Origin of the sequence: Slackia faecicanis (assembly GCF_003725295.1) — a bacterium.
In the GTDB taxonomy this organism is placed as follows: Bacteria; Actinomycetota; Coriobacteriia; order Coriobacteriales; family Eggerthellaceae; genus Slackia; species Slackia faecicanis.
Genome location: NZ_QICB01000007.1, coordinates 65,871 through 89,671, shown reverse-complemented (window position 1 = coordinate 89,671; position 23,801 = coordinate 65,871). Strand labels below are relative to the sequence as shown.

20 protein-coding genes and 1 CRISPR repeat array are annotated in these 23,801 nt (G+C 63.6%); of the genes, 3 read left to right on the top strand and 17 right to left on the bottom strand.

The features are described 5' to 3' along the window. Nucleotides 1–32 precede the first annotated feature (32 nt). The 12 genes from DMP07_RS09065 to ppk1 all read right to left on the bottom strand — a co-directional run bounded on the left by DMP07_RS09065 (nucleotide 33) and on the right by ppk1 (nucleotide 14,910). Nucleotides 33–161 (bottom strand): hypothetical protein, encoded by a 129-nt coding sequence (locus DMP07_RS09065; RefSeq protein ID WP_280176196.1) that lies wholly within the window; start codon nucleotides 159–161, stop codon nucleotides 33–35. Nucleotides 162–225: 64 nt separating this feature from the next. Further along, the gene (locus tag DMP07_RS07985) at nucleotides 226–1,614 is read right to left on the bottom strand and encodes an MFS transporter (protein ID WP_123198620.1); all 1,389 of its coding nucleotides are present in this window, start codon (nucleotides 1,612–1,614) and stop codon (nucleotides 226–228) included. 6 nt (nucleotides 1,615–1,620) lie between these two features. Next, on the bottom strand, nucleotides 1,621–3,072 hold the full coding sequence (locus DMP07_RS07980; protein WP_123198638.1) for a M20/M25/M40 family metallo-hydrolase: 1,452 nt from the start codon (nucleotides 3,070–3,072) through the stop codon (nucleotides 1,621–1,623). Between the two features lie 263 nt (nucleotides 3,073–3,335). Then, on the bottom strand, nucleotides 3,336–3,962 hold the full coding sequence (locus DMP07_RS07975; protein ID WP_161957060.1) for a TlpA family protein disulfide reductase: 627 nt from the start codon (nucleotides 3,960–3,962) through the stop codon (nucleotides 3,336–3,338). A 70-nt stretch (nucleotides 3,963–4,032) separates the two neighbouring features. Continuing rightward, complete coding sequence (locus tag DMP07_RS07970; protein WP_123198618.1) at nucleotides 4,033–4,953, bottom strand: 4Fe-4S binding protein; 921 nt, start codon at nucleotides 4,951–4,953, stop codon at nucleotides 4,033–4,035. Between the two features lie 4 nt (nucleotides 4,954–4,957). Continuing rightward, complete coding sequence (locus tag DMP07_RS08810; protein ID WP_123198617.1) at nucleotides 4,958–5,155, bottom strand: CD1871A family CXXC motif-containing protein; 198 nt, start codon at nucleotides 5,153–5,155, stop codon at nucleotides 4,958–4,960. A gap of 119 nt (nucleotides 5,156–5,274) precedes the next feature. Then, nucleotides 5,275–6,861, bottom strand: a complete 1,587-nt coding sequence (gene purH / locus DMP07_RS07960; protein WP_123198616.1) for a bifunctional phosphoribosylaminoimidazolecarboxamide formyltransferase/IMP cyclohydrolase — start codon at nucleotides 6,859–6,861, stop codon at nucleotides 5,275–5,277. Nucleotides 6,862–7,136: 275 nt separating this feature from the next. Then, the gene (locus DMP07_RS07955) at nucleotides 7,137–8,117 is read right to left on the bottom strand and encodes an XdhC family protein (protein ID WP_123198615.1); all 981 of its coding nucleotides are present in this window, start codon (nucleotides 8,115–8,117) and stop codon (nucleotides 7,137–7,139) included. A gap of 190 nt (nucleotides 8,118–8,307) precedes the next feature. After that, entirely contained in the window at nucleotides 8,308–8,925 is a 618-nt protein-coding gene (purN, locus tag DMP07_RS07950; protein WP_123198614.1) for a phosphoribosylglycinamide formyltransferase, read from the bottom strand. Nucleotides 8,926–9,026: 101 nt separating this feature from the next. Continuing rightward, nucleotides 9,027–10,076, bottom strand: a complete 1,050-nt coding sequence (gene purM / locus DMP07_RS07945) for a phosphoribosylformylglycinamidine cyclo-ligase (RefSeq protein WP_123198613.1) — start codon at nucleotides 10,074–10,076, stop codon at nucleotides 9,027–9,029. A 138-nt stretch (nucleotides 10,077–10,214) separates the two neighbouring features. Further along, a complete protein-coding gene (locus DMP07_RS07940; RefSeq protein WP_161957059.1) occupies nucleotides 10,215–11,303 on the bottom strand; it encodes a class B sortase in 1,089 nt (362 codons plus the stop codon). 430 nt (nucleotides 11,304–11,733) lie between these two features. Continuing rightward, nucleotides 11,734–14,910, bottom strand: coding sequence for a polyphosphate kinase 1 (gene ppk1 / locus DMP07_RS07935; protein ID WP_123198611.1), 3,177 nt, complete (start codon nucleotides 14,908–14,910; stop codon nucleotides 11,734–11,736). A gap of 278 nt (nucleotides 14,911–15,188) precedes the next feature. On the opposite strand from ppk1, the gene DMP07_RS07930 reads away from it, so the two are divergent. Then, complete coding sequence (locus DMP07_RS07930) at nucleotides 15,189–16,835, top strand: polyphosphate--AMP phosphotransferase (RefSeq protein ID WP_123198610.1); 1,647 nt, start codon at nucleotides 15,189–15,191, stop codon at nucleotides 16,833–16,835. 273 nt (nucleotides 16,836–17,108) lie between these two features. Here the strand turns inward: DMP07_RS07930 and DMP07_RS07925 are convergent, their stop codons facing one another. The 3 genes from DMP07_RS07925 to DMP07_RS07915 all read right to left on the bottom strand — a co-directional run bounded on the left by DMP07_RS07925 (nucleotide 17,109) and on the right by DMP07_RS07915 (nucleotide 20,003). Continuing rightward, nucleotides 17,109–17,609: an L-2-amino-thiazoline-4-carboxylic acid hydrolase gene (locus tag DMP07_RS07925; protein ID WP_123198609.1), complete on the bottom strand. Its 501-nt coding sequence runs from the start codon at nucleotides 17,607–17,609 to the stop codon at nucleotides 17,109–17,111. A gap of 76 nt (nucleotides 17,610–17,685) precedes the next feature. After that, nucleotides 17,686–19,302, bottom strand: a complete 1,617-nt coding sequence (gene groL / locus DMP07_RS07920; RefSeq protein ID WP_123198608.1) for a chaperonin GroEL — start codon at nucleotides 19,300–19,302, stop codon at nucleotides 17,686–17,688. 218 nt (nucleotides 19,303–19,520) lie between these two features. Next, nucleotides 19,521–20,003, bottom strand: coding sequence for a low molecular weight protein-tyrosine-phosphatase (locus tag DMP07_RS07915; RefSeq protein WP_123198607.1), 483 nt, complete (start codon nucleotides 20,001–20,003; stop codon nucleotides 19,521–19,523). A 172-nt stretch (nucleotides 20,004–20,175) separates the two neighbouring features. On the opposite strand from DMP07_RS07915, the gene DMP07_RS07910 reads away from it, so the two are divergent. Both DMP07_RS07910 and DMP07_RS07905 read left to right on the top strand, forming a co-directional pair. Next, the gene (locus DMP07_RS07910) at nucleotides 20,176–21,396 is read left to right on the top strand and encodes a cation:proton antiporter (protein ID WP_123198637.1); all 1,221 of its coding nucleotides are present in this window, start codon (nucleotides 20,176–20,178) and stop codon (nucleotides 21,394–21,396) included. 68 nt (nucleotides 21,397–21,464) lie between these two features. Next, nucleotides 21,465–21,665, top strand: coding sequence for a hypothetical protein (locus tag DMP07_RS07905; protein WP_123198606.1), 201 nt, complete (start codon nucleotides 21,465–21,467; stop codon nucleotides 21,663–21,665). 67 nt (nucleotides 21,666–21,732) lie between these two features. Then, nucleotides 21,733–22,750: a CRISPR direct-repeat array (repeat unit 36 nt; unit sequence GTTGTGCTGTTACCCAGAATGACGCTGCACCAAAAC). Between the two features lie 52 nt (nucleotides 22,751–22,802). Here DMP07_RS07905 and csn2 read toward each other — a convergent pair. Together csn2 and cas2 are read right to left on the bottom strand one after the other, a co-directional pair. Continuing rightward, on the bottom strand, nucleotides 22,803–23,486 hold the full coding sequence (gene csn2, locus DMP07_RS07900; RefSeq protein ID WP_123198605.1) for a type II-A CRISPR-associated protein Csn2: 684 nt from the start codon (nucleotides 23,484–23,486) through the stop codon (nucleotides 22,803–22,805). Further along, nucleotides 23,483–23,791, bottom strand: coding sequence for a CRISPR-associated endonuclease Cas2 (gene cas2 / locus DMP07_RS07895; RefSeq protein ID WP_123198604.1), 309 nt, complete (start codon nucleotides 23,789–23,791; stop codon nucleotides 23,483–23,485). Before cas2 ends, csn2 begins: the two co-directional genes overlap by 4 nt. Between the last annotated feature and the right edge of the window lie 10 nt (nucleotides 23,792–23,801).

Genomic DNA, 23,801 nt, shown 5'->3' with positions numbered 1-23,801 from the left:
TGCCGCATCAAAACGGCAGACGCCCTCTTCGTCTATACGCACGGTCGGGCGGCGGCGAAAAGCGCCGAGGCGGGAAGACCCGGGTCGGCGGCCTGCATGGCCGCAAGCACCATACAGGCCGCGATGATGCCGAAGCCGGGCGAAGGCGACGATGAAGCCATCGCCCGGCGCCGCGCCGCGGGTTCACGCGCGTCATGAGCAAGGACGCGAACGCGCCGAAAGCCTTTACGCGGCCGTCACCTCGAAGCCTTCCGCGTCGAGCTCGGGCGCGCCCTCGGCGCGGCGGCGTTCCACCAGCTTGCGGGCCGCGGGAATGGACGCCAGAAGAGCCACGCCCATGAGCACCGACGCCACGCCCATCATGACCCACACCGGCACGAACGACAGGTACGCGTCGAACAGCAGGCCCGAAGCCACCGAGCCGATGGCCGCGCCGAACAGCTCGAAGGCCGTCACGATGCCGGTCACCGTGCCGAAATCCTTCTTGCCGTACTGCTTGGCCACCACGACGGGCGGCGCCACCGTTCCCATGCACGTGGCGAACGAGAAGAACACGCAGGCCACGATGGGGCCCCAATCGGTGGCGGCGAAGCACAGCGCCACGGCCGCCGCGGTAGAGGCGATCGTGCCGAGAGCGGTGCCCACCTTCAGGCCGAAGCGGTCGTAGATCGCGCCGAGCGACACCTTCGCCACGATCACCAGGCCCAGATAGAACGACCACACGGCGCCCGCCCACATGACGGAATGGCCGCCCGTGACCACCTCGACGCCGTCCACCGTGACCGACGTCATGTTGGCCACCGCGTTGGTGATGAACGCGCCGTTGGCGATACCCATCATGACGAAGCCGAACACGAGGGCCCAAAAGCCCGCGTTCTTGCGCAGCACGGCCCAGCCCACCGACACGGTGACGGGCGCGTCGGGCGAACGGTCGGCCTTGGCCTTTTCGGTCGAACCCGCGCCGTAGGGCGCCAGGCCCTTGTCGCTCGGGCGCGTGGCGAAGGCGACCAGCGTGACGGGCAGAGCCGCCACCAGGCAGATGACCGCGAGCACCACGAACGCCGTGCGCCATCCGTACGACGCGATCACCGCGCTCGTGACGGGCGACAAGATCACGCCGCCCACGCCCGAGCCCGAAAGGGCGATCGACACCGCCAAGCCGCGCTTGAGCGTGAACCAGTTCGAAATGATCACCGACACGAGCAGGCGCGTGCCCGCGACCACCACCATGCCGGCGATGATGCACAGCACGTAGAGCTGCCACACTTCCTGGATCATGGACAAGCCCACGAGGGCCACCGCACTCGTCACGATGGTGAAAGCGCCCAGGGCGCGCGCCGGGTAGCGGTCAGTCAAGCGGCCGATCACCAACGAGGCGAACACCGCTACCACCGTGCACAGCGACACGCCGGTGTTGAACTGCCCCACGGTGATGCCCAGGTCGCGCACGATGTGGGTCTGGAACAGCGGGATGCAGTTCACGAAGGCCGTGTAGCAGGTAGCCATGGTCAGCAGGCCGCCGATGACCACCCACCAGCCGAAGAAGAAGCCCTTCTTTCCCTCGGGCTTCGCCGCACCCGTCTGCGCGGGCGTTTCGTTGCGATTGTCAGCCATGGGGCCTCACTTTCCCAGCATGTCCAGATGGCGGATGAATTCGATGTAGAAACCCACGCCGCGCTTGTAGGCATCGACGTCGAGGTTCTCGTCCTGGCCGTGGATGCGCATGCGCTGGTCGCCGCGGAACAGGATGCCTGCGAAGCGGTACGTGCGCGGGCAGACGCGCGCGAAGTGGCGGGCGTCGCTGCAGCTGGTCTGCACGTAGGGGGCGATGCCCGCTTCGGGATAGACGCTATGCACGACGCGGCGCAGGTAGTCGAAGGCGGGATCGCCCTCGAAAGGCGAAACGGGCGAAGGCTCGCACACCTCGTCCAGCTCATAGGTGGTCTGGTCGTCGAAGCGCTCCTTGATGCGGTCGAGCGCGACGGCCACCGATTCGCTCGGGTCGATGCGCACGTTCACCGTGCCCTTGGCCTTCTTGGGAATGACGTTATGGGCGCGCGAGCCCTCGAGCTGCGTGAGCGCGTAGGTGGTGCGCACCATGGCGGCCGTTTCGGAGCCGCCCTTCATGATCTTCACCACGAGCGGGCGGAACAGCCACAGGTTGCCGAACACCAGGCGCAGGCCGAAGCCGCCGCGGGCGGCAAGCTCTTTGAGCATCGCGGCCACGGGCGCGGACAGCGCGGCGCGCGGCGGGTTTTTCTGCAGGTCGTCGAGGCCGGAGACCAGCTTCGCCGTAGCATCGCCCAGCGAAGGCGTGGAGGCGTGGCCGCCCGATGCCGACGTTTCGATATAGGCGTCGAAGATGCCCTTCTCGGCCACGCCGATCGCGGCGAATTCGCCCTGCACGCCCAGCGGCGGGTTGTCGATGACCGCGCCGCCTTCGTCGAGCACCATGTAAGGAACACGGCCGATTTCCTTGAGATGCTCCACCATATGCGGAGCGGTGTCTCCGCCGTCTTCTTCGGTGTTCGACGAGAAGAAGTACACGTCGCGCGGCGGCATGTAACCTTCGCCGATCAGCGTGTCGGCGGCTTCCACGAGCGCCGCCCAGATGCACTTGGTATCCACCGCGCCGCGAGCGTAGATTTTGCCGTCCTCGATATCGGCAGCGAACGGGTCGTGCGTCCAGCCGGCGGGATCGGCCTCCACAACATCGTGATGGGCCATGAACACGATCGGCGCAAGCTCGCGGTTTTCGCCCTTCCACAAAAGCGAGATGCCGTAGGTGTCGATCATCTCGAGCTCGCAGGCCTCGAAGACGCGCGGATACAGGCCGCGCAGCTTCGGCACGAACTCGTCGAACGCCGAGTGGTCGGCATGGGGATCGGCCGCGGCCCAGATCGTCTTGCTGCGCAGGATTTCGCGGAAGCGCTCAACGGCCTCGTCGGATCCCATGATGTCGCTTTCCGGCAGCGGATCGGTCACCGGCGTAGGCTTCAACCGCACCGCATTCACCGTCAACACGATTGCCAGAACAACGATCAGGGCCGCTATCACGGCAAGCACGAGCATGCCCATCCCCTCCTTCCGACACCGGCGAACGGCCGTCCTTCGGCACGGTTCGAGCTCGGCGTCTCGTTTTTCGGTATACGGACGGCGATTATAGCGCGACGGGCCGGAACCCCGGCGAGTGGCACCCGAGCGCCGCGAGCGGCAAAACGCACGCATCCTGGATGCTTCCCATGAAAAAGCCCCGCTTCTCGCTTTCGAGAAACGGGGCTTTCGACGCCTCTGCTTTCACGGGCGCGAACGCGCGAAAACGCAGGGGCGCTGCGCTATGCGGCGGCCTCTTTGACGGCCTGCTCGAACTTGGAATACATGTCGGGGCCGGAGCCTGCGAAGATCTTGGTCACCACGCCTTCGGCATCGATCACCACGGTGTAGGGAATGCCGCTCGTGGGATAGGCGCGCTGCGCGTCGAAATCGAGGTCGAGCGCCCAATCGAAGCCGTAATCGTGCTGTGCGACGAAATCGGACACGAGCCCCTCTTCCTCACCGCAGTTCACCAGCACCACGTTGGTTTCGGGATAGTTCTCCTTGACCTTCTGCAGGTCGGGCATCTCTTTGATGCAATACGGGCACCACGTGGCCCAGAAGCTCAAAACGGTGACGCCGCCCTGATAATCGGCGATGCTTTTCGTCGAACCGTCGAGCAGCTCGAGCACGGCGTCAGGGGCAGGATGGCCTTCCGCCGCGCCGCGCATCTTCGTGGAATCGATGGCCGTCTGACCATCTTGCTGCACTTCAGGCGCAGCGGGCTCTTCGGACTGGCAGCCCATCAAAGGAACGCTCGCAAGGGCGCATGCCGCGAATGCGCTCGCGGCCAGTCCCGCCGTGCGGCGCATGCGGCTGCGGGATTCGCCGCTCGAAGCGGCCGTTTCGACAATGCGGGATTTCATCATAGGAACCTCCATCATCCTTTTGTATAGCGACCGCTTCATGGCAGCCATCAGGCGCCGGCGCGGCACTGTCCTAAGGCCGTTCGTCCCGATCGGACGAAGCGTTTTTCACGGGCGCAGGCGCATCGGACGCGCCGAGGCGCTTCGAGCCGGGCAGCTCCACGCTGAACCAGATGGCGCCGTGGGCGCATGCTTTCTTGCATTCGCCGCATTCGATGCACTCGCGGTCGCCCACGTGCTTCACGTCCATGCGACACATCTGCACGCAGGCGTTGCAGCCGGTGCAGGCGTTTTGGTCCACCACGTAGCGAAGCGCGCAGAATCGGTTGAAGAATCCGTACAGCGCGCCCAGCGGGCACAGGAACCGGCAAAACGGGCGGTACACCGCCATGGCGCCGAACACGATCGCCGCCAGCACGAAGGTCTTCCACCCGAACAGCATGCCGACCACCGATTGCAGCTCGGGCGTCGCGGACACGAGCACCACGCCGGCAAGCGTTCCCGCAGGGCACACATAGCTGCAAAACAGCGGCGAGCCGATGCCGTCGATCGCCAGCATGACCACGGGCCCTACGATGACGAGCGCCAGCATGACGTATTTCAGCAGGCCCAGGCGGCGGCTCCACGCGCCCTTGCGCACCTGCGGAACATGCAGCAAGCGGCCCAGCTTGTCGAGCATGTCCTGGATGAAGCCGAACGGGCATGCCCAGCCGCATATCGTGCGGCCGAACAGCGCGCCGAACGCAAGCAGGCAGCCCGCCATGTAAAACGGCAACTTGAGCGTCGATGCGCCGAGCGCCTGCTGCAGCGCGCCGATCGGACACGCCCCCACGGCGCCCGGGCACGAATAGCAATGCAGGCCGGGAATGCAGGCCGCCTTGGACGGCGCGCGATTCACCGTCATCGTGGCGATGCCCTGGAAGTCCAGGTTGTACAGAAGCGCCGTGAGCAGCTGGATAAAGCGGCGCTTCGTGCGCGCGATGAAATTCTTCATGACCCTACCCTATGCCGATGCACTCGTAGCAGATGAGCGACGCCTTGCGCCACACGTCGAGCGCATCGCCCTGCATGACGCCGAACGCGATCAGCACGGCGGCGGCCGCCAGCACGACCGCCCATGCGGGCACGCGCAAAGAGCGCTTCGAAGGCGAAGCGGCGGCGCGGTTTTCGGAACGGTTTTCGTTATTCGTAGCCATGCGCCGCATTGTAGCATGCGCGACTGAAACCGCACGCCGCTTCGCCGCATACGCAAGAAGGCGGCCCGCAGGCCGCCTTCTGGAAAGCGCGATGGAATCGGATTCGGCCGATCCGTATATTAGTGACGGAAGTGGCGATGGCCGGTGAACACCATGGCGATACCGTGCTCGTCGCACGCCTGGATGACTTCCTCGTCACGCACGGAGCCGCCGGGCTGGATGATGGCGGTCACGCCGTAGCCCGCCAGCTGGTCGACGCCGTCGCGGAACGGGAAGAAGGCGTCGGAGGCGGCCATCAGGCCGTCGGCCGACATGCCCATGCGCTCGCAGGCCTCATGGGCGCGCTCGCAGGCCAGCTTCGCGGAATCGACGCGGTTCGGCTGGCCGGGGCCCATGCCGATGCCCGCACGGTTCTTGGAAACCAGGATGGCGTTGGACTTGACGCCCTTGCACACCTTCCAGGCGAACATGAGCTCGTCCATCTCGGCCTCGGTGGGCTTGCGCTTGGTGGGAACGGTGAAGTCTTCGGGCTTCTCGTTCACGCGGTCGAACACCTGGGCGAGCATGCCGCCGTCGACCGAGCGGAACTCGATCGCAGCCGGGGCGTCGACGCCGCCGGTGCGCAGAACGCGCAGGTTCTTCTTCTGCTGCAGCAGCTCGAGGGCGGCCGGCTCATAGGAGGGAGCGATCAGCACCTCGACGAACTGCTTGTTCTCGTTGATGTGCTCGACCATGGCAAGCGACACCTCGACGTTGGCCGCGATGATGCCGCCGAACGCGCTCTTCGGGTCGCAGGCGAAGGCCTTGTCGTAAGCCTCTTCCACCGTGGCGGCGGTAGCGGAACCGCAGGGGTTCTGGTGCTTCAGAATGACGACCGCCGGGTCGCTGAACTCGCGGGCGATGGCCCAGCAAGCGTCGGTGTCGAGGATGTTGTTGTAAGAGAGCTCTTTGCCGTTGAGCTGCTCGGCATTAACCAGGGAGTGCGCGGTGGCGAACTCGGGCATGCGGTAGTACATGGCAGCCTGGTGCGGGTTCTCGCCGTAGCGCAGGTCCTGCTGCTTCACCAGGTGAAGGTCGCGCTGCGCGGGATGCAGCTCGGCCTGCTGGTCCAGCTGACCGCCCAGCCAACGGGCGATGGCGCCGTCATAGGCGTTAGTGGTCTGGAACACCTTCAGAGCCAGCTCGACGCGGGTCTCGCGGGTGGTGGCGCCGTCGTTGGCACGCATTTCCTCGAGAATGGCGTCGTAGCGCTCGGGCTCGGTGACCACGGCGACGCTTTCGAAGTTCTTAGCGGCGGAACGCAGCATGGAGGGGCCGCCGATGTCGATGTTCTCGATGCAGGTGCCGAAATCGGCGCCGGACTCGACGGTCTTCTCGAAGGCGTAGAGGTTGACGACCACCATGTCGATCATGCCGATGCCGTGCTCTTCGGCCTGGCGCATATGCTCGGCGTTGTCGCGCTTGGCAAGAAGGCCGCCGTGCACCTTGGGATGCAGCGTCTTCACGCGACCGTCCATCATCTCGGGGAACCCGGTCAAGTCGTCGATCGGACGCACGGGCACGCCTGCGGCCTCGATGACCTTGGCGGTACCGCCCGTGGAAACGATTTCCACGCCGAACTCTTCATGAAGCGCGCGGGCGAATTCCACGATGCCGGTCTTATCGGTGACCGACATGAGCGCTCGTTTGACCTGAGGATTGCTCATCCTGCTTTTTCCTTCCTGCTAGGCCAGCCATTATCGAATGGCCCTATAGTAACGCCACCCGCTCGCGATGCCCGCGGCAAGCGGCATCGTTCGGCGAATCGCCACGAATCCATCCATCATGTCGTGTGCGCGGCAGCACCGACCGCCTACCGGGTGTGGAAAACGGTTGCTCCGCGCCCTGACCGGCAACGCAGGCGAACGCAAAAACGCCGCGGCCCTATCGGTTCCGCGGCGTTTCGCCGGTCATCGAGAAAAAGCGCTTCGGAAGCGGTGCCTTACCACAGGCCGTTGTCGTGCTTGTCGCGCGCCTCCTGGCTGTAGCGCTGCTTGTAGCGCACGTCCACCAGCTCGGCCACGATGGAAATGGCCAGCTCGGCGGGCGTCTTGGCGCCGAACTTCAAACCGATCGGGCGCTTGACGGCCTCCCACTGCTCTTCGGTCATGCCGGCGTCCAGGCACAGGTCGTGCACGCGGCTGTTCTTGCCCTTGCAGCCCATCATGCCCACGTAATGGACGCCCTGCTTGCTTGCCCACACGCAGCCCTCGGGGTCGTGCATATGGCCGCGCGTGACCACGCACACGTAGTCTTCGGGATCGGCCTTCATGCCGGCCAGCTCGTCGAACGAGCCGATCAGGGTACGCTTCGCGTCGGGGAAACGCTCCTCGTTGAGGAAGGACGCGTCGTCGTCGACCACTTCCACGACGAAGCCCACGTGACGGGCCAGGACAGCCGTTTCAACCGCCACGTCGGACGCGCCGAGCAGCCACACCTTCACCGGGTCGAACAGCGCCACCGACGTCCAGGTAAGGCCGTCGAACTGGTCGTTGTGCATGGACGGGCCGCGCGTGACGTCTTTCATCTGGAAGAAGTCGCGGGCGGAATATTCGCGGGCGGCCACGGCTTCTTTGGCATCGTTGCAGAAGAACACCAGGTCGCGGCCGTCGGCGCTGCCCACGTCGCCGTACTTCTTCGTGACTTCGTTATCGACGTTGGCAACCGCGGCGTCGGCGTCTTCGACCACCTTGAAGCCGATCCAGGCAAGGTCGTGCTCGTCGATGGCGCGGGCAGCACGCTCGAACACGCAGGCGTCCTCGGCGGTCAGCGCGGCGGAAATGCGCGCGAGCGCTTCGGGGGACGTACGCTTGTCGGCCTCGGCGGCCTCGGCGGAAAAGCACGGGAAATCGTCGGCGGACAGCTCGACGGCGCGTCCCGCGCGCAGGTCGGCCGCGATGGCAAGAAGCGTTTCTTTACGCATGTCTGGTTCCTTTCATGTGATACACCCGCTGCGAAAGCATGTCTGCACCGCACGCGCGACAAGCCCCCTTCGCACGACGGACCCCCGAAAAACGAGGGTCCGTTTATCCTGAGTTCAGAATATATCAGCATTCTCGGCATGCGACAAATGAAAACTCCCACGCTGCTCACCGACGAGCCGAAACAATGCCCTAGCCGCGCGGCGCGATGTGCACCTTGCGGTCGTCGCCGACCGTCACGCGGCCCTCGGCGATCATCTGCAACGCCTCGGGATAGAGCACGTGCTCGACCGCGTGGATCTTCTCCTCCAACGAATCGAGCGTATCGTCCTCGGCGATTTCAACGGCACGCTGGGCCACGATGGGGCCCTTGTCGTATTCGGCGTTGGCGAAATGAACGGTGGCGCCCGTCACCTTCACGCCCGCCTCGTAGGCGTCGCGGATGGCATGCGCGCCCTTGAACGACGGCAACAGCGCCGGATGAAGGTTCAGCACGCGGTCGGGGAACGCGTCCAAGATGGGATCGGTCACCATGCGCATGTAGCCCGCCATGACCACGTATTCGCAGCCTGCGGCTTTAAGCTCGGCGGCGATGGAGGCGTTGGCCGACTCGTAATCGGCGTAGACGTCTTTGCAAAGCGCGACGGTCTTGATGCCCGCCTGCTGCGCGCGGACCAGGCCGTAGGCGTCGGGGCGGCTCGAAATGACCACGCACACCTCGGCATCCAGGCGGCCTGCCTCGATTTCGTCGATGATGGCCTGCAGGTTCGAACCCGAGCCGGAGATGAGAACACCGATTTTCAGCGCCATGGCGCTCCTTTCTATCGATTCGTGCGAAAAACGAAGGAAGCGAAGGCCGCTTGCGCGACGCTTCGCTTCCCGTACGTCGGGCGAACCCGACGGCGACACCGTTAAGCAGGATACTGGACGCAGCCCGTGCCTTCGATGATCGAGCCGATCACGCAGGGGTCTTCGCCCGCGGCCTTCAGGTTCTCCATCACGGCTTCGACCTGGGAGGCGTCCACGATCAGCGCCATGCCGATGCCCATGTTGAAGGTCTTGAGCGCCTCTTCCTCGGACAGGCCCGCGGCCTCGACGGCCATCTGGGTGATGCCGGGAACTTCCCACTTCGCGGGGTCGACCAGCGCGTCGAGATTCTTCGGCAGCGCGCGGTTGAGGTTCTCGGTCATGCCGCCGCCCGTGATGTGGGCCAGCGCATGCACGGCGCCCGGAAGCTCGCGCAGGCAGGACAGGACAGGCTTCACGTAGATGCGCGTGGGCTCGATCAGCGCCTCGCCGATGGTCTTGCCGCCCAGGCGCTCGTCGGTCTTGGCCAGGTCTTCGGCGGTCTTGCCTTCCACCATGACCTTGCGGACCAGCGAATAGCCGTTGGAATGGAAGCCGCTCGAACGCAGACCCACCACGACGTCGCCGCATTCCACGTTGTCGGGGCCGATCATCTTAGGACGGTCGACCACGCCCACGCAGAAGCCGGACAGGTCGTAATCGTCGGGGTCCATGACGCCCGGGTGCTCGGCCATCTCGCCGCCGACCAGAGCGCAGCCCGCCCGTCGGCAGCCGTCGGCGATGCCGCCCACGACGCCCGCGACATGCTCTTTGCGCAGCTTGCCGATGGCGATGTAGTCGAGGAAGAACAGGGGCTCGGCGCCGCAGGCGAGAATGTCGTTGACGCACATGGCCACCAGGTCGATGCCCACCGTGTCATGCTTGCCGATCAGCTGGGCCACCTTGAGCTTGGTGCCCACGCCGTCCGTGCCGGAAATCAGGATGGGGTCTTCCATGTCCTTCATGGCGGCAGCGGAGAACAGTCCGCCGAAGCCGCCGATATCGCCGATCACCTCGGGGCGATACGTCGAATGCACCGCGTCCTTGATGGCGTCGACCGCTGCCGCGCCCTCTTCGATATCGACGCCGGCGTCGGCGTAGGTTACCTGAGTCATGAGTCTCCCTTCATACCGGTGCACGCGGACCATGCCGCGTTTGCTCGCTTCGTTCCATAATGACATGTCGAGGCGCATACCGCCACATGCAGCATGCGCCTCGATACGAAAAACAACCTGTTCGGGCGAATACGGATGCTACGACGCCGCATTCGCAGGCTCGGCCGCCTCCACCACGGCGCCGAAAAGCACCGCGCGCGTAGCCGCGTAATCGTCGCCGCACGTGATCAGCGTGAACAGCTTCATGGCCGCGCTCAGGTCGACATCGGTCGGGGCCGCAACCGTCGAGCCTTCGACGTTGGCGGCCATGTAGACGTCTTGGCTGCTACGGTCGGGGAAATCGAACTGCAGGATCGACGTCTGCGACGCGTCCACGATGTCGGCCGCATAAGTCATGCAGCGATAATTGCGGTCGGGCGTGAATACGTAGAACGTGCGCGCCGCGTCGAACGCGGGCTGCTCGGTCATGGCCAGGATATGCGCAAACATGGTGTCGTCGTTCATGTTGTGGCCGTAGATCACGTTGTTCTGGTCGGTCATCGCGGGCGCATTGTCCGACGAAAGGAAGATCGACCCCTTGTGCACCAAGCCGCCCGTTTCGCCCGCGAAATCCTTCTTCAGGTATTCCTCGTCGGTTTCGCCTTGGACGATCGGGTAATCGATGCTCGTGCCCGGCATGTAGATCCAGCCCACCGTGTCGGGGTTGCGGCTGAGCAGGGCGTCCCAATCGACCGTCATCGACGAAAGGGCGTCGGCCTCTTTCTGGATGGCGGCCTGGGCGGCCACGTCGTCATAGGTCTTGGTGCCGCTCCAGTAGCCGTAGCCGATCACGCCCAGCACGGCCACGCTTGCCATGAACACCAGGATGGCAACGACGAGCACCGCCGTCCAGATGCGGTTCTTCCGCTTGCGGCGCTTGCGCTCCTCGGCATCGTGGGCGGCCGCGCCGTAGCAGGCGCGCGCATACGCCTGGGCTTCCTCGGTCAGGAAAGACTGCGCTCCCCCGCGCGAAGACGCGCCCGAACGATTCGGCGAAGCGGGCGCGAAGCCCGTCGGCCCGCCTGCATCGGGGCCTGCGGCCGAAGCGGGCCGCGCCGCGTCGATGCGGGGAATGAGCCCCGAAAGATCGCTTCGCCGCATCGGCGCCGCGCCCTGGGGGCGCGAAGGCGCGCCTTGCCCGCGGGCGTCGCGTTCGGGGTTTTTCGATATGTCGTTTCGTTTCTCCATGCAGCCCATCATAAAGAAAAGAACGCGCGGCGTGCGCGAATTCGTCCCAAGAACGCAAAAGGCCTGCCGGGCTTGAGAACCCGGCAGGCCTTTCCGTCACGTGCGAATGGCGCGGCGCTATTTCTTCATCTCTTCGATGAAGCCCTTCACTATGAAGCCGACCACGATAACCACCACGATGGCGGCGACGATCCAAATGGCCGCCATGGGCACTTGCATTCCAAAAAGCTCCATGTCTTCCTCCTTGAGGCGCTGGCTTTTCCTTTTCGTTGAGGATGGTACCGCACGCCACGGCTTCACGCAATCTTCACGAGCGGCGGTTGCCGAACCGACACCTTCGCAGCGCGGCGGGCGCCCCATATGAAAACAGGCCCGCGACCTGGGAGGTCACGGGCCTGGACATCAGCCTTGCAGCGAAGAGACGCGCGCCCTAGCGACCGAACAGGCGAGCGAAGAAGCCCTTTTTCTTCGGCATTTCGATCGGGCGGCCCGGCGCCTTGTGGTCGGGCAGGTCGTCGGCGGGAGCGCCGAGGGGCTCCCTGCGGGCAGCCGCGTATTCGCTTTGCGAAGCGGCGACCGACGCGTTAAGCGGTTCGGAAGCGCGCGGCTCGGCAGAGGACGGGTTCGCGGCAGGCATCGGCACCGTCGCGTACGCCTGCGCGGCGGAAGGCTGCGCCGCCTCTTGCACGGGCGCGGCTTCGGACGCAGCCGGCTCTGCAGGCTTTTCCGCAGGCTCGGCCTCGTCGGCCTTCGCGGATGCCGCGGAATCGGACTCGTCCGTCGCAGCCGGCTCGGCCTCAGGCGAAACGGCCGGGACCTCGGACTCCCGGGAATCGGCCAATGCGACGGCAGGCTCGGCCGCGGCTTCTGCCTGGTCGATGGCCAGTTCCGACGCCGCCTGGTCATCGAGGCCGTCGGCGCAAGCCTCGGCTCGGACGGCCTGCGGCTCGGAATCGTCCTTTTTCGCATGGGCGCCTGCCGACTCGCCCGCCAAGGCGGACGCGCGCACCACGGGCTCGGCGTCGCACGGCGCGGCATGGGCCGGGACGCGCTCCTCGCGGGCGGCTTCCTCGGCGGGCGCGTCAGCGGCTCCGCCCTCTTCGGCATCGGCCGCACCAGGGATCTTTTCGACCGGCCCAGCAGCCTCGGCGCCCGCATCCTCGGCAGAAGCGCCCTCGCCCGCCGCGGCCTTGCCCTCGTAGCGCACAGGCTCGGCGTCCATCTCCAGATCGATGGCGTGCCCCTTGCGCTCGGGCTTGGCCTCATACACCAGATCGTCTTGCGCCTCTTCGACCAGCGCCTCGATCTGCGTGGAAAGGCTGCCATGCATGACCAAGTTGGGGCCTGCGGCGCGCGGAGCGTTCTCGGCAGCCACGTAGGCCTCCTTGATCAGGTAGTCCTGGGCGTCGAAAGGCCTGGCCAACGGCTTGCCCGCAGCGTCTTTCGGCACGAAGCGGCCCAGCTCGGTATAGGTTCCGTCGGGCTTGAGCTCACGCAGTTTGGCCGTGTCGGAGAGCATGGTTTCGAAATAGCCGAGCACCTTGGCGCGCAGGTCGGGGTCGTTCACCGGCCAGGCTATTTCGACGCGCTTGTCCAAATTGCGCGTCATCAGGTCGGCGCTGGACAGATAGATCTTCTTGTCGTCGCCCGCACCGAACATATAGATACGCGAATGCTCGAGCAGACGGCCCACCACACTGACCACGCGGATGTTGTCGGTCTCGCCGGGAACGCCAGGCACCAGGCACGAAATGCCGCGCACCAGCATGGTGATCTTCACGCCGGCGCGGCTTGCCTCGGCCAGCTTCTCGATCACGTCTTTGTCGGTGACGGAGTTGGTCTTCATCATGATTTCCGCGGGCAGGCCGGCCTTGGCCTTCTCGATTTCGCGATCCACCATGACGCACAGGCCCTGCTTGATCATCAGAGGCGCCACCAGCAGCGTCTGATAGGTATCGGTCGCGCTTTCAAGCTGCATGCTGCGGAAGAACATGGCCGCATCCTGGCCGATTTCCGGATCGGCGGTGATCATGGAAAGGTCGGTGTAGAGCTTGGCCGTCTTCTCGTTGTAATTGCCGGTGCCAAGCTGCGTGATGAACTGCAGGCCCTTGTCGGAGCGGCGCGTGATCGCGCAGATCTTGCTGTGCACCTTGTAATCGCGGAAGCCGTAGATGATGTTGCAGCCCGCCTGCTCGAAGCGCTGCGACCATTCGATGTTGTTGCTTTCGTCGAAACGCGCGCGCAGCTCGAACAGCGCCGTGACCTCTTTGCCGTTTTCGGCCGCGGTGATCAGGGCCTCGGCCAGACGCGACTGGCTGGCCAGGCGATACAGCGTGATTTTGATCGACAGCACGTCGGGGTCGACCGCCGCCTCCTGCAGCAGGTGGACGAAGGCGTCCATGGTCTCGTACGGATACGACAGCATGACGTCTTTCTTGAGCACCTGGTCGATGATGCTGCGGCCGCGCACCAGCTCGGCGGGCCACTGCGGGCTTGCCGGCTCGTCGACGAACGGGCCCGCGAGCTCTTTGCCCACCATGCCGGGAAGCGCGAAGGCGTAGCCCATGTCGAGCGGCAGACCCACCGTGTAGATCTGGTTGCGCTTGAGCCCCAGGCGCTTGGCCAGGAAGCGCTCGGTCACCGTGGACAGCGGGCGCTCGCTTTCCAGACGCACAGGAGCCAAACGGCTGCGCTTCTTCAGGATGCGCTTCATATGGCTGCGAAAATCCTCGTCGTATTCGTCGGATTCCTCATAAGTGTCCAAGTCGGCGTTGCGCGTGACTTGGATGACGTTGGCATGCTTGACCGGATACATGCTGAAGATCTTGTCGGCCACCATTTCGAGCGCATGCTCGAGCAGGATGAAGGAATAGCCATCGCCTTCGCTATCGAGCTTGATGGTGCGCGGGCAGTTCAGCGGCATGGGAATGATGCCCATCACCACGTCTTCGGCGGCCTTGGCGCGGTATGCCTTGCGGCGGTCTTTCGACATCTTTGCCGGCTCTTCGGGCAGGTCGTCCAAGCGCACGGCAATGTAGAGCGCCCCGTTTTCCAAGTGCGGGAACGGGTGCGTGGCGTTGACGATCTGCGGCGATACGAGCGGCATCACGTTGGCCTTGAGGTACTGCATGAGCTGGTCGTGCTGCTTCGGCGTCAGCTCGTCGGGATAGAGCTGATGGATGCCCTGCGCCTCGAGCTGGTGGCGCACCGTGCGGAAGTCTTCGGACACCTGCGGCGTGAGCTCGCGCACGTGGGCGTACACGGCCTCGAGCTGCTCGGCGGGCGTCATGCCCGTCTTGCTGTCGTACACCGTTTCTTTGGCCAGCTCAAGATCGAGCAGGCTTCCCACGCGCACCATGAAGAACTCCTGCAGGTTGGAGCGCCAAATGGCGATGAACTTCATGCGCTCCAGCAAAGGAACGTTGGGGTCGATCGATTGGTCGAGCACGCGCTCGTTGAACGAGAGCCAGGAAAGCTCGCGGTTCTGCATGTAGGATTTCGTCTTCGGACGCCCCTTGGCCTTGACGGCCTTCGTGTCTTTGACTTCGGATCCGACCCGGCCTTCGTACGGCGCTTTGTCGGTTTTGACGATTTCGTTATCTGCCATGATGCCCTCCTCGACGCATGGCTTGCGGAGAGGATTCTTCCCCTTCTAGACTTTCAATTATAGCGTGATGCCTGATGAGAGACGCATGGCGTAAGAATCGTTTGACATCTATTTGACGTAAGACGTCCGCTACGCCCCGAGCAGGAGCGATGCGCGGCGAAACGGCGGCGCAGGCGCTTCGGCGACGGGCAGCACAGCGTTTTTTACGCGCCTTGCGCGCATGACGGCCGAAACGCGCGTACACTGCCGATAGGTACTGCCGATCGAAAGGAGTCCTCATGCTCGAACAGATAGACCTCTCCGAAAAAACCCCGAAGGAAGCATACAAGCCCCTCTATGACGAGCTCATGGCACGGCTCGTGGTTCTGCAGCAGCGGGCGCACGCCGCAGGCGTCGGCCTGGTGGTGCTGTTCGACGGATGGAACGGCGCCGGCAAGGGCAGCCGCATCGGCGACCTCGTGTATAACCTGGATGCACGCATGACGCACGTGCACGTGCTGTCCACCTTCGACGAAGAGCAGGCCGCACGTTTTCGCGACATGAAGACCGGCGTCACAGGCTTCGCGCCGCTCATGCAGGAATTCTGGCAGGCGCTCGGCCCGCGCGGCGATATGACCGTCTACGAGCGCGGCTGGTACACCGCCGCAGCGCAGCGTCTCCTGTACACCGATAAAGAAAACCATATGCGCGCCTACGAATCGGCCGTCGAAGAATTCGAACGCCAGCTTGCCGCCGACGGCTACGTGGTGGTGAAGTTCTTCGTCCATATTTCCCAGAAAGCGCAGAAAAAACGCCTGACCCGCCTGCACGAAAACCCCGATACCGCCTGGCGCGTGAGCAAGCAGGAACTCAAGCATATCGACGACTACGACGCCACCTACGCCAAATACGACGAGCTGCTGCGTCGTACCGATTTCGATTTCGCGCCGTGGACGCTGGTCAACGGCGAGGACAAGCGCACGGCGAACCTCACGGTGTGCCGCACGCTGGTCGAAGAGCTGGAGCGCGCGCTGGCCAAACAGGCCGACCCCGCCGCCGAGGCCGCCGCGGCGAAGGCCGCCGAAAACAGCGCCGGCCTGCTTGCGGCAAGCGACCCGCGCGAGCGCAGCGCCGAAGAGACCGAGGCCGTGCTTGCCGCCGCCCGTCAGGCGGCCCTGGAGCAAAGCGCCCTGGCCCCCGCGCATTCGCGCTTCACCATGGTGGCCCGCCCGCCGCGTCTGGAAGACATCGACTACACGCTTTCCTTGGAGCGCGAAGAGTACCTGCAGGCCCTGAAAAAGGAGCAGAAGCGCCTGGGCGAGCTCGAACTGAAAATGTATCGGGCGCGCATTCCGCTGATGCTGCTCTACGAAGGCGACGACGCGGCCGGCAAGGGCGGCAACATCAAGCGCGTGGCGCAGGCGATCGACGCGCGCGCCTACACGGTGTTTCCCAGCCCCGCCCCCACCAAGCCCGAGCTCATGCATCCGCATCTGTGGCGCTACTGGACGCGCCTGCCGCGTGCGGGCCATGTGGGAATCTACGACCGCAGCTGGTACGGCCGCGTGCTGGTAGAGCGCGTGGAAGGATTCGCAAGCCCCGAGCAATGGGCGCGCGCCTATGACGAAATCAACGAGTTCGAACACGAACTGCAGGCATGGGGCGCGATTCTGCTGAAATTCTGGGTGGCGGTCGATTCCGACGAGCAGCTGCGCCGCTTCAACGAGCGCGAGACCAACCCCGACAAGCAGTGGAAGATCACGTCCGAAGACTGGCGCAACCGCGACAAGCATCCGCAGTACGCCGCCGCGGCCGACGACATGTTCCGCCTGACCTCGACCGCCTACGCGCCGTGGCGCATTCTGGAGTCGAGCGATAAATACTACGCGCGCATCAAGGCGCTGCGCATCATCAACCAGGCCCTCGAGGAGCGTCTGGGACTGTAGGGGCGCGGCGGCACCGACCCCGCTCGCATGAGGCGGCGCTTCGAACCGAGCCGCAGCCGGAAAACCCGCACGGAAGCGGTGCGCGAGCGGAGCGGGCGAACCCGCCGGCACGCTCCCCCGCCGCAGCATGGCGGACGGCACGGCAAACGAATTTCGCGACGCAGCGCCATGCCGCGCGCGATACGACCCCCGATACGACGAAGGGCCTCGGGATGATTCCGGGGCCCTTCCCTTCATGCCGCACGGCGCGGCGCGCAAATCAGCGATCAGCGATCAGCGATCATAGATCAGATGGCACACGTCGTCGCCGCGGGCGATCGTCTTCGGCAGGTCGAGCGAGCAGCCGTATGCCTCGCCGATGCCGCGGTCGCCGCACATGGCCCAATCGCACAGGTTCGAGATCTCTTCGTCGGTGCATCCCTGCTTCTGCCACGCCTTTACAAGCGGGCAGTAATGGAATTCCAGCTCGAAGCGGTCGTCCTGTACGTCTTTGATATCCATCTCGAACACCATCTGCGCAGGCTTGCCGAACAGGCCTTTCTTCAGGCTTTTCAGACTCTTGGTGCCGCCGCCCTTAGCCACCAGCTCGGCGCCCTGGAATAGGCCGCAACGCCTCACCGCCGCGGGAGCGAACGCGGCTGGGTCGGCGCCTGCCTTCTTCGCCTCGTCGGTCAGAAGATAGAGCCACAGCGCGCGATGCTCGAGCAGTTCGCGAATGGCCTTGATCAACGGGTTCTTGATACGCGGCTCGTTGGTCACGACGCTTTTCGCCATGATATTCCCTCCTTGCAAAAGACGCCGCCCCTTGCGAGACGGCGTCTACGGCACGGTTTTCGAAACCGAAACGACCTTATTTCTTGATGCCCAGGTCTTCCCAGGTGATTTCCTGGACCTTGTCGTTCATGGTGACTTCGGTGACCAGGATCAGGCATGCCAGCGAAACGGCGGACTCCAAGGAGGTACGCACGACCTCGGTGGGGTCGGCCACGCCCATGGCGACCATGTCGCCGTATTCGCCCGTGGCGGCGTTCAGGCCGCAACCCTTGTCGAGCTGCTTGCACTTCTCGACCACCAGGGTGCCTTCGTAGCCGGCGTTTTCGGCGATCGTGCGCACGGGAGCCTCGAGGGCCTTGCGCACGATATCGATGCCCACCTGCTCGTCGCCTTCGGCCTCGAGGGCGGCGAGCGCGGGAATGGCCTGCAGCAGCGCGGTGCCGCCGCCTGCCACCACGCCCTCGCGCAGCGCGGACTGCACGGAGCGGATCGCGTCTTCGATGCGGCGACGCGTGGAGATGAGCTCGGTTTCGGTGGCGGCGCCCACGCGCAGCACGCCGATGCCGCCGGACATCTTGGCCAGGCGCTCGCGCAGCTCGCGACGCTCGCCGCGGCTGGTGGTGCCTTCGTATTCGGCCTTGATCTGCTTGCAGCGCTCTTCGATGGCCGCCTTATCGCCCAGGCCGCCCACGATCAGCGTTGAATCCTTGGTGATCTTGACCTTCTTGGCGCGGCCGAGCATGGCCTTGTTGGCGTCGGTCAGCTCGATGCCCAGCTCGGGGGTGATCACCTGGCCGCCCGTGAGGATGGCGATGTCCATGTTCTGCTTCTTGCGCGAATCGCTGTCCATGTAGCCTGGGCACTGCACGGCCACGACGTTCAGAGCGCCGCGCATCCTGTTGAGCAGCAGCGTGTTGAGAGCTTCGGTTCCCACGTCGCCCGCCACGATCAGCAGCGGATGGCCAGACTGCTTCACGGCTTCGAGAACGGGAAGGATGTCCTGGATGTTCTGGATCTTCTGGTCGGTCACCATGACGTAGGGCTCTTCGAGCTCGCCGAGCATGTTGGGCATGTCGTCGGCCATGTAGGGCGAAAGGAAGCCGCGCTCGAACATGAGGCCCTTCTTCACCTCGACCTCGATGCCGAAGGTCTGGGACTTCTCGGCGATGATGACGCCGTCTTTGCCCACCTCGTCGATGGCCTCGGCGATCTTCTCGCCGATCAGGGCGTCGCCCGCGGAAATGGTGGCCACGTTGGCGGTCTGCTCGTGCGTCTCGATCGCGATGGCGTTTTCCTTCACGGCCTCGATCGCGGCGGCGGAAGCGCGCTGGATGCCGCGACGGATGGCGATCGGATCGGCGCCCGCGGCGATGCTGCGCAGGCCGATGGTCACGAGCTCGTCGGTGAGCAGCGTGGCGGTGGTGGTGCCGTCGCCCACTTCGTTATCGGTCTGGCCGGCAACCTCGCGCACCATCTTGGCGCCCATCTGCTCGACGGGATTGGCGAATTCGATATCCTTGGCAACGGTCACGCCGTCGTTGGTGACCTGCGGCGCCTTCCAATAACGGTCGTCCTGCGTGGCGACGTAGCGGCCCTTGGGGCCGAGCGTCACTTTCACGGCGTCGGCGAGTTTATGAACACCTGCGGCAAGGCCGCTTCGGGCATCGGCGTTGAAAGCGATTTCCTTAGGCATGAGCCAGTCCTCTCTCTGCACGCGGCCCTTGGTGCGGGCCCGCGTTGTGTGAGTCGCGCGAAGGCGTTTGACGCGCCGTTCGCACTTCGTCGAACAGCAACCAAGATTAGCACTCTTTTATTGAGAGTGCTAGGGCGCAAGCGCAGTGTTGAAGGCCGGTTTGGAAACGAATAGGAAACGTCCACGGCCGGCGCGCGCGACGCCCGCGTGCCCCGCCCTTAGCGCAGCCAGGCCAGCAGCGCTTCGCAGCCGCGCAGCACGTCGTCGTAGGTGGTTTCGAAATCGCCCGTATACCAGGGGTCGGCCACGTCGGTCGCCGTGTCGGCATCGGCCCCTTCGGGAAATTCAAGCAGCTTGCGCACCTTGTCTTGCGGGTCGCCCTTCAGCATGCGGCGCATGTTGCGGATATTGGCCGCATCCATGCCCACGAACAGGTCGTAGGCGTCGTAGTCGGCCGCACGCAGCTGCACGGCGGCGCGCGGCGCGAAGGACACGCCGTGGTCGGCCAGGACGCGCTTGGTGCCGGGATAGGTATCGTTGCCTATTTCCTCGGTGCTCGTCGCCGACGAGGCGATGACGAAATCGGCCTCACGGCCCGCCTTTTTCACCAGGTCCTTCATGACGAATTCGGCCATGGTGGAGCGGCAGATGTTGCCGTGGCAGACGAACATGATGCGATGGACGGGGCGGCGTTGCTGCATGGCGCGTTCCTCCTGTGACGGTCTTCGGAATAGGGATCGCCGCCATTATGACAGACGCGCGCGGCGGCGGCGCGGCGAGCGGCGAAGGCATCGAAACGTTGCCGGAAACGCAGGCGCCGGCGCCCCTGTGCTACCCTTGATGCGTTCTACCGGCATCATCGAACGGAAGGCCATGACCCACGATTTCGTGTCGCTCGCCGTCATTGCGCTCGTCGCGGCGGCGGCGCCCATCATAGCGAACCTCATCCCGCGCAAACCCATTCCCGAAACGGTGCTCCTTTTGGCGGGCGGCGCCGTGCTGGGGCCGGCGATGCTCAATGTGATTTGGACCGACGAAAGCGTGATGCTTCTGTCCGACCTGGGCTGCGCCATGCTGTTTTTGCTGGCAGGCTACGAAATAGACCCCAAGACCGTCATGGGGCGCGAAGGAAAGCGCGGCCTTGCCACGTGGCTCGTCACGCTGATGCTCGCCTTCGCCGCCGTGCACTGCTTCACGAGCGTCTCGGCGCGCGGCCTGGACGGCCTGGCCGTCACGATCGCGCTCACCACCACGGCGATCGGCGCGCTCATGCCCATCCTCAAAGAGCGCGGGCAGCTGAACACGCGCCTGGGCGAATCGGTGCTCGCCTACGGCACGTGGGGCGAACTGGGGCCGATCGTGGCCATGGCGCTGCTTTTGTCCACCCGCTCCACCTGGGTGACCATCGCCATCCTGTTCCTGTTCGTGGCCATCGCCGTGCTCACGGCCATGTTCGGCCATCAGTCTTCGCGCAAGGAAGGCCCCATCCGCGACATCTTCTTCGCGGGGCGCGACACCACCTCGCAGACGTTCGTGCGCACCACGCTGATGCTGCTGATCGCGCTGGTGGCCGTATCGGCCCTGTTCCATCTGGATATCGTGTTGGGCGCGTTCGCCGCAGGCTTCATCCTGCGCTACCTCATTCCCGAAGGCGACCACGAGCTTGAAAAGAAGCTCAACGCGATCGGCTACGGGTTCTTCATCCCGCTGTTCTTCGTGGTGTCGGGCGCCAAGATCGACCTGTTCGCCGTGCTGGACGACCCGCTGCTGCTCATCGGGTTCATCGTCATGCTGGTGCTGATCCGCACCGTGCCGATCTTTCTTTCCATGCGCCGCGACAAAGATTCCGAGGTGACGGCCATGGGCGGACGGGCGCATGCCACGGTGGCGGTTTATTGCACCACCGCGCTGCCGCTGATCGTGGCCGTGACGTCGGTGGCCGTGGGCGCGGGAGCCATGGATGCCGACACGGCCTCGGTGTTCGTTTCGGCTGGCGCGCTCACCATGCTGATCATGCCGCTTTTGGCGGCCGCGATCTATCGCGTGGCCGACACGCACCCCATCGAGTTCTTGAAAGAGCACGTTTCGCGCTGACGCGCCGTCTGACGCAAACAGACGAAAGACCGCAGCGGCGGAAACGTGGAAACGAGAAAGGAGCCGCTATGTCGAGAACGCGCAAAGACAGGCCCTGGCGCCTCGGCGGCGACAGGCACAAGTGGATGGTCGCGGCCAACCACGGCGCCCACGGCAAGTTCACCGCGATGATGCGACGCAAGCGTAGACGCGAAGAAAGCCTGCTGAAAAGAAACGGCGAGGAAAAGCCGTCGCCGCGCAGCCGTTGGCGCTACGAGTACTTCGACTGATGGCCAGCTGGTTTCGTACTACATCAAACGGTTCCCAGCGAAGGAAGGGGCGGCCTATAGGCCGCCCCTTCCTTCGTTACCCAGAATGACGCTGCACCAAAACGGCATGGCCGAGGTTCGCAGCCTCGCCGGTTGTGCTGTTACCCAGAATGACGCTGCACCAAAACAGATCATCAAGAGCGTTATCGGCGACGATGGTTGTGCTGTTACCCAGAATGACGCTGCACCAAAACAAGGGATGCGAGGTAACGGCCGTTAAGCCGTTGTGCTGTTACCCAGAATGACGCTGCACCAAAACAAACAGACCGTTGAAATGTACGAGATCCGCGTTGTGCTGTTACCCAGAATGACGCTGCACCAAAACCTAAAAGCCTGTCAAGACTCATTGATTATGGTTGTGCTGTTACCCAGAATGACGCTGCACCAAAACGCGGGCTTCGGCGCGTTTTCGTCCGGATAGTTGTGCTGTTACCCAGAATGACGCTGCACCAAAACTCGCGGTCGGTCGCGTTGACGTATCCCGAGGTTGTGCTGTTACCCAGAATGACGCTGCACCAAAACGGGTCTTGCGCAGCCGCGCCGCCCCCGCCGTTGTGCTGTTACCCAGAATGACGCTGCACCAAAACTACTCTTCGGCGATGCAGCGACGGCGCACGGTTGTGCTGTTACCCAGAATGACGCTGCACCAAAACTTGTTGAACACGGTGACCCCCGCTTCGAAGGTTGTGCTGTTACCCAGAATGACGCTGCACCAAAACACGGGATCCCGTCGCAGTCGTAGGCCTCGGTTGTGCTGTTACCCAGAATGACGCTGCACCAAAACAGCGAAGTCGGGGTTCGAGCCAACCGCTTTGTTGTGCTGTTACCCAGAATGACGCTGCACCAAAACGGCTTTTCCGACGCGGCGGGAGGTGGATAGTTGTGCTGTTACCCAGAATGACGCTGCACCAAAACACCGGAACGGCCGCTATGATTCCGTTTTTGTTGTGCTGTTACCCAGAATGACGCTGCACCAAAACCAACCCTCTGGTTTGTTCGTCACGAACTCAGTTGTGCTGTTACCCAGAATGACGCTGCACCAAAACCTCAAATCGGGCAAATTCCCTGCTGCAAGGGACGGTATTCTGGGTAAATCGACTATTCTTCAATATAGTCTGCGTCAATATGCAATCCATTTTCAAGGTTCCCGAACTTATTACCGCCGCCCTGCTCGTACGACAAAACGCACAATTGCTGAGCGACGACCAATCCACAGAACTCATTGTATTGCTCGTCGGTGAGATACACTGGGGCATTCACGAAAGCGATAACACTCTCAGGAAAAAGGTCGGCACATATCCTGATGAAGTGCGTTAGCCTATCGAAAACGGTCCGATCGCCTGCGTCATCAATTGCAAACCCTGCCATTTTGATATATTTCGCGGCATCCCATGATTCCGAAAAATAATAGTCGGCATTCATCTGCTCGAATTGCCCCTCGAACACCTCTTCAATGCGGCAATTCATTTCTTCCATAAGCCCGACGCAGTCTCCCTCAGAAACTACCCGAGCGAGAACCTTCTTCATCGCAGCCGCAACGATCCGCCTATCATTCAAATCAATTGCAAGAACATCGCCCGCAAAATATAACACCTTCGACGCCTTTACCTCGCGACCGTTATCGTCGAAGAAAAAAGCCGGCTCAAGAGAATCTGCGGAAAATCCCTGAGCAAGCGAGAGCGCACATCGCGCATAAAGCGATCGGTCTTCGATTCTTAAAACGTTTACCGCATCTCGCCGAAGGGGCAATGCGGAGTCGAATTTCTCGAATACGAGCTTCATAGCACCACCACCCTATCCGAGTTGTCGATGACGCCCTCGTCGCCATGATGGCCAACAATATCCACAATCGAAGAAAACTGCTTTTCAGTCACTTTCAGCACCTGGACCAAGCCCTGCGAAGGCCTATTCTTTCGCAATCTTGTTATGGCGGACTCCGCAGCCGCCCCATCAAGCACCATTTTCGAGTACACGCTCTCCTGCATCATCAGGTACCCATCCTTGATGAGAAACTTCCTGAACACTCTGTAGCTCTTCCGCTGAAGAGCCGTATCAACTGGCAGATCGAAGAAGACGATGAGACGCATAAATCTATTC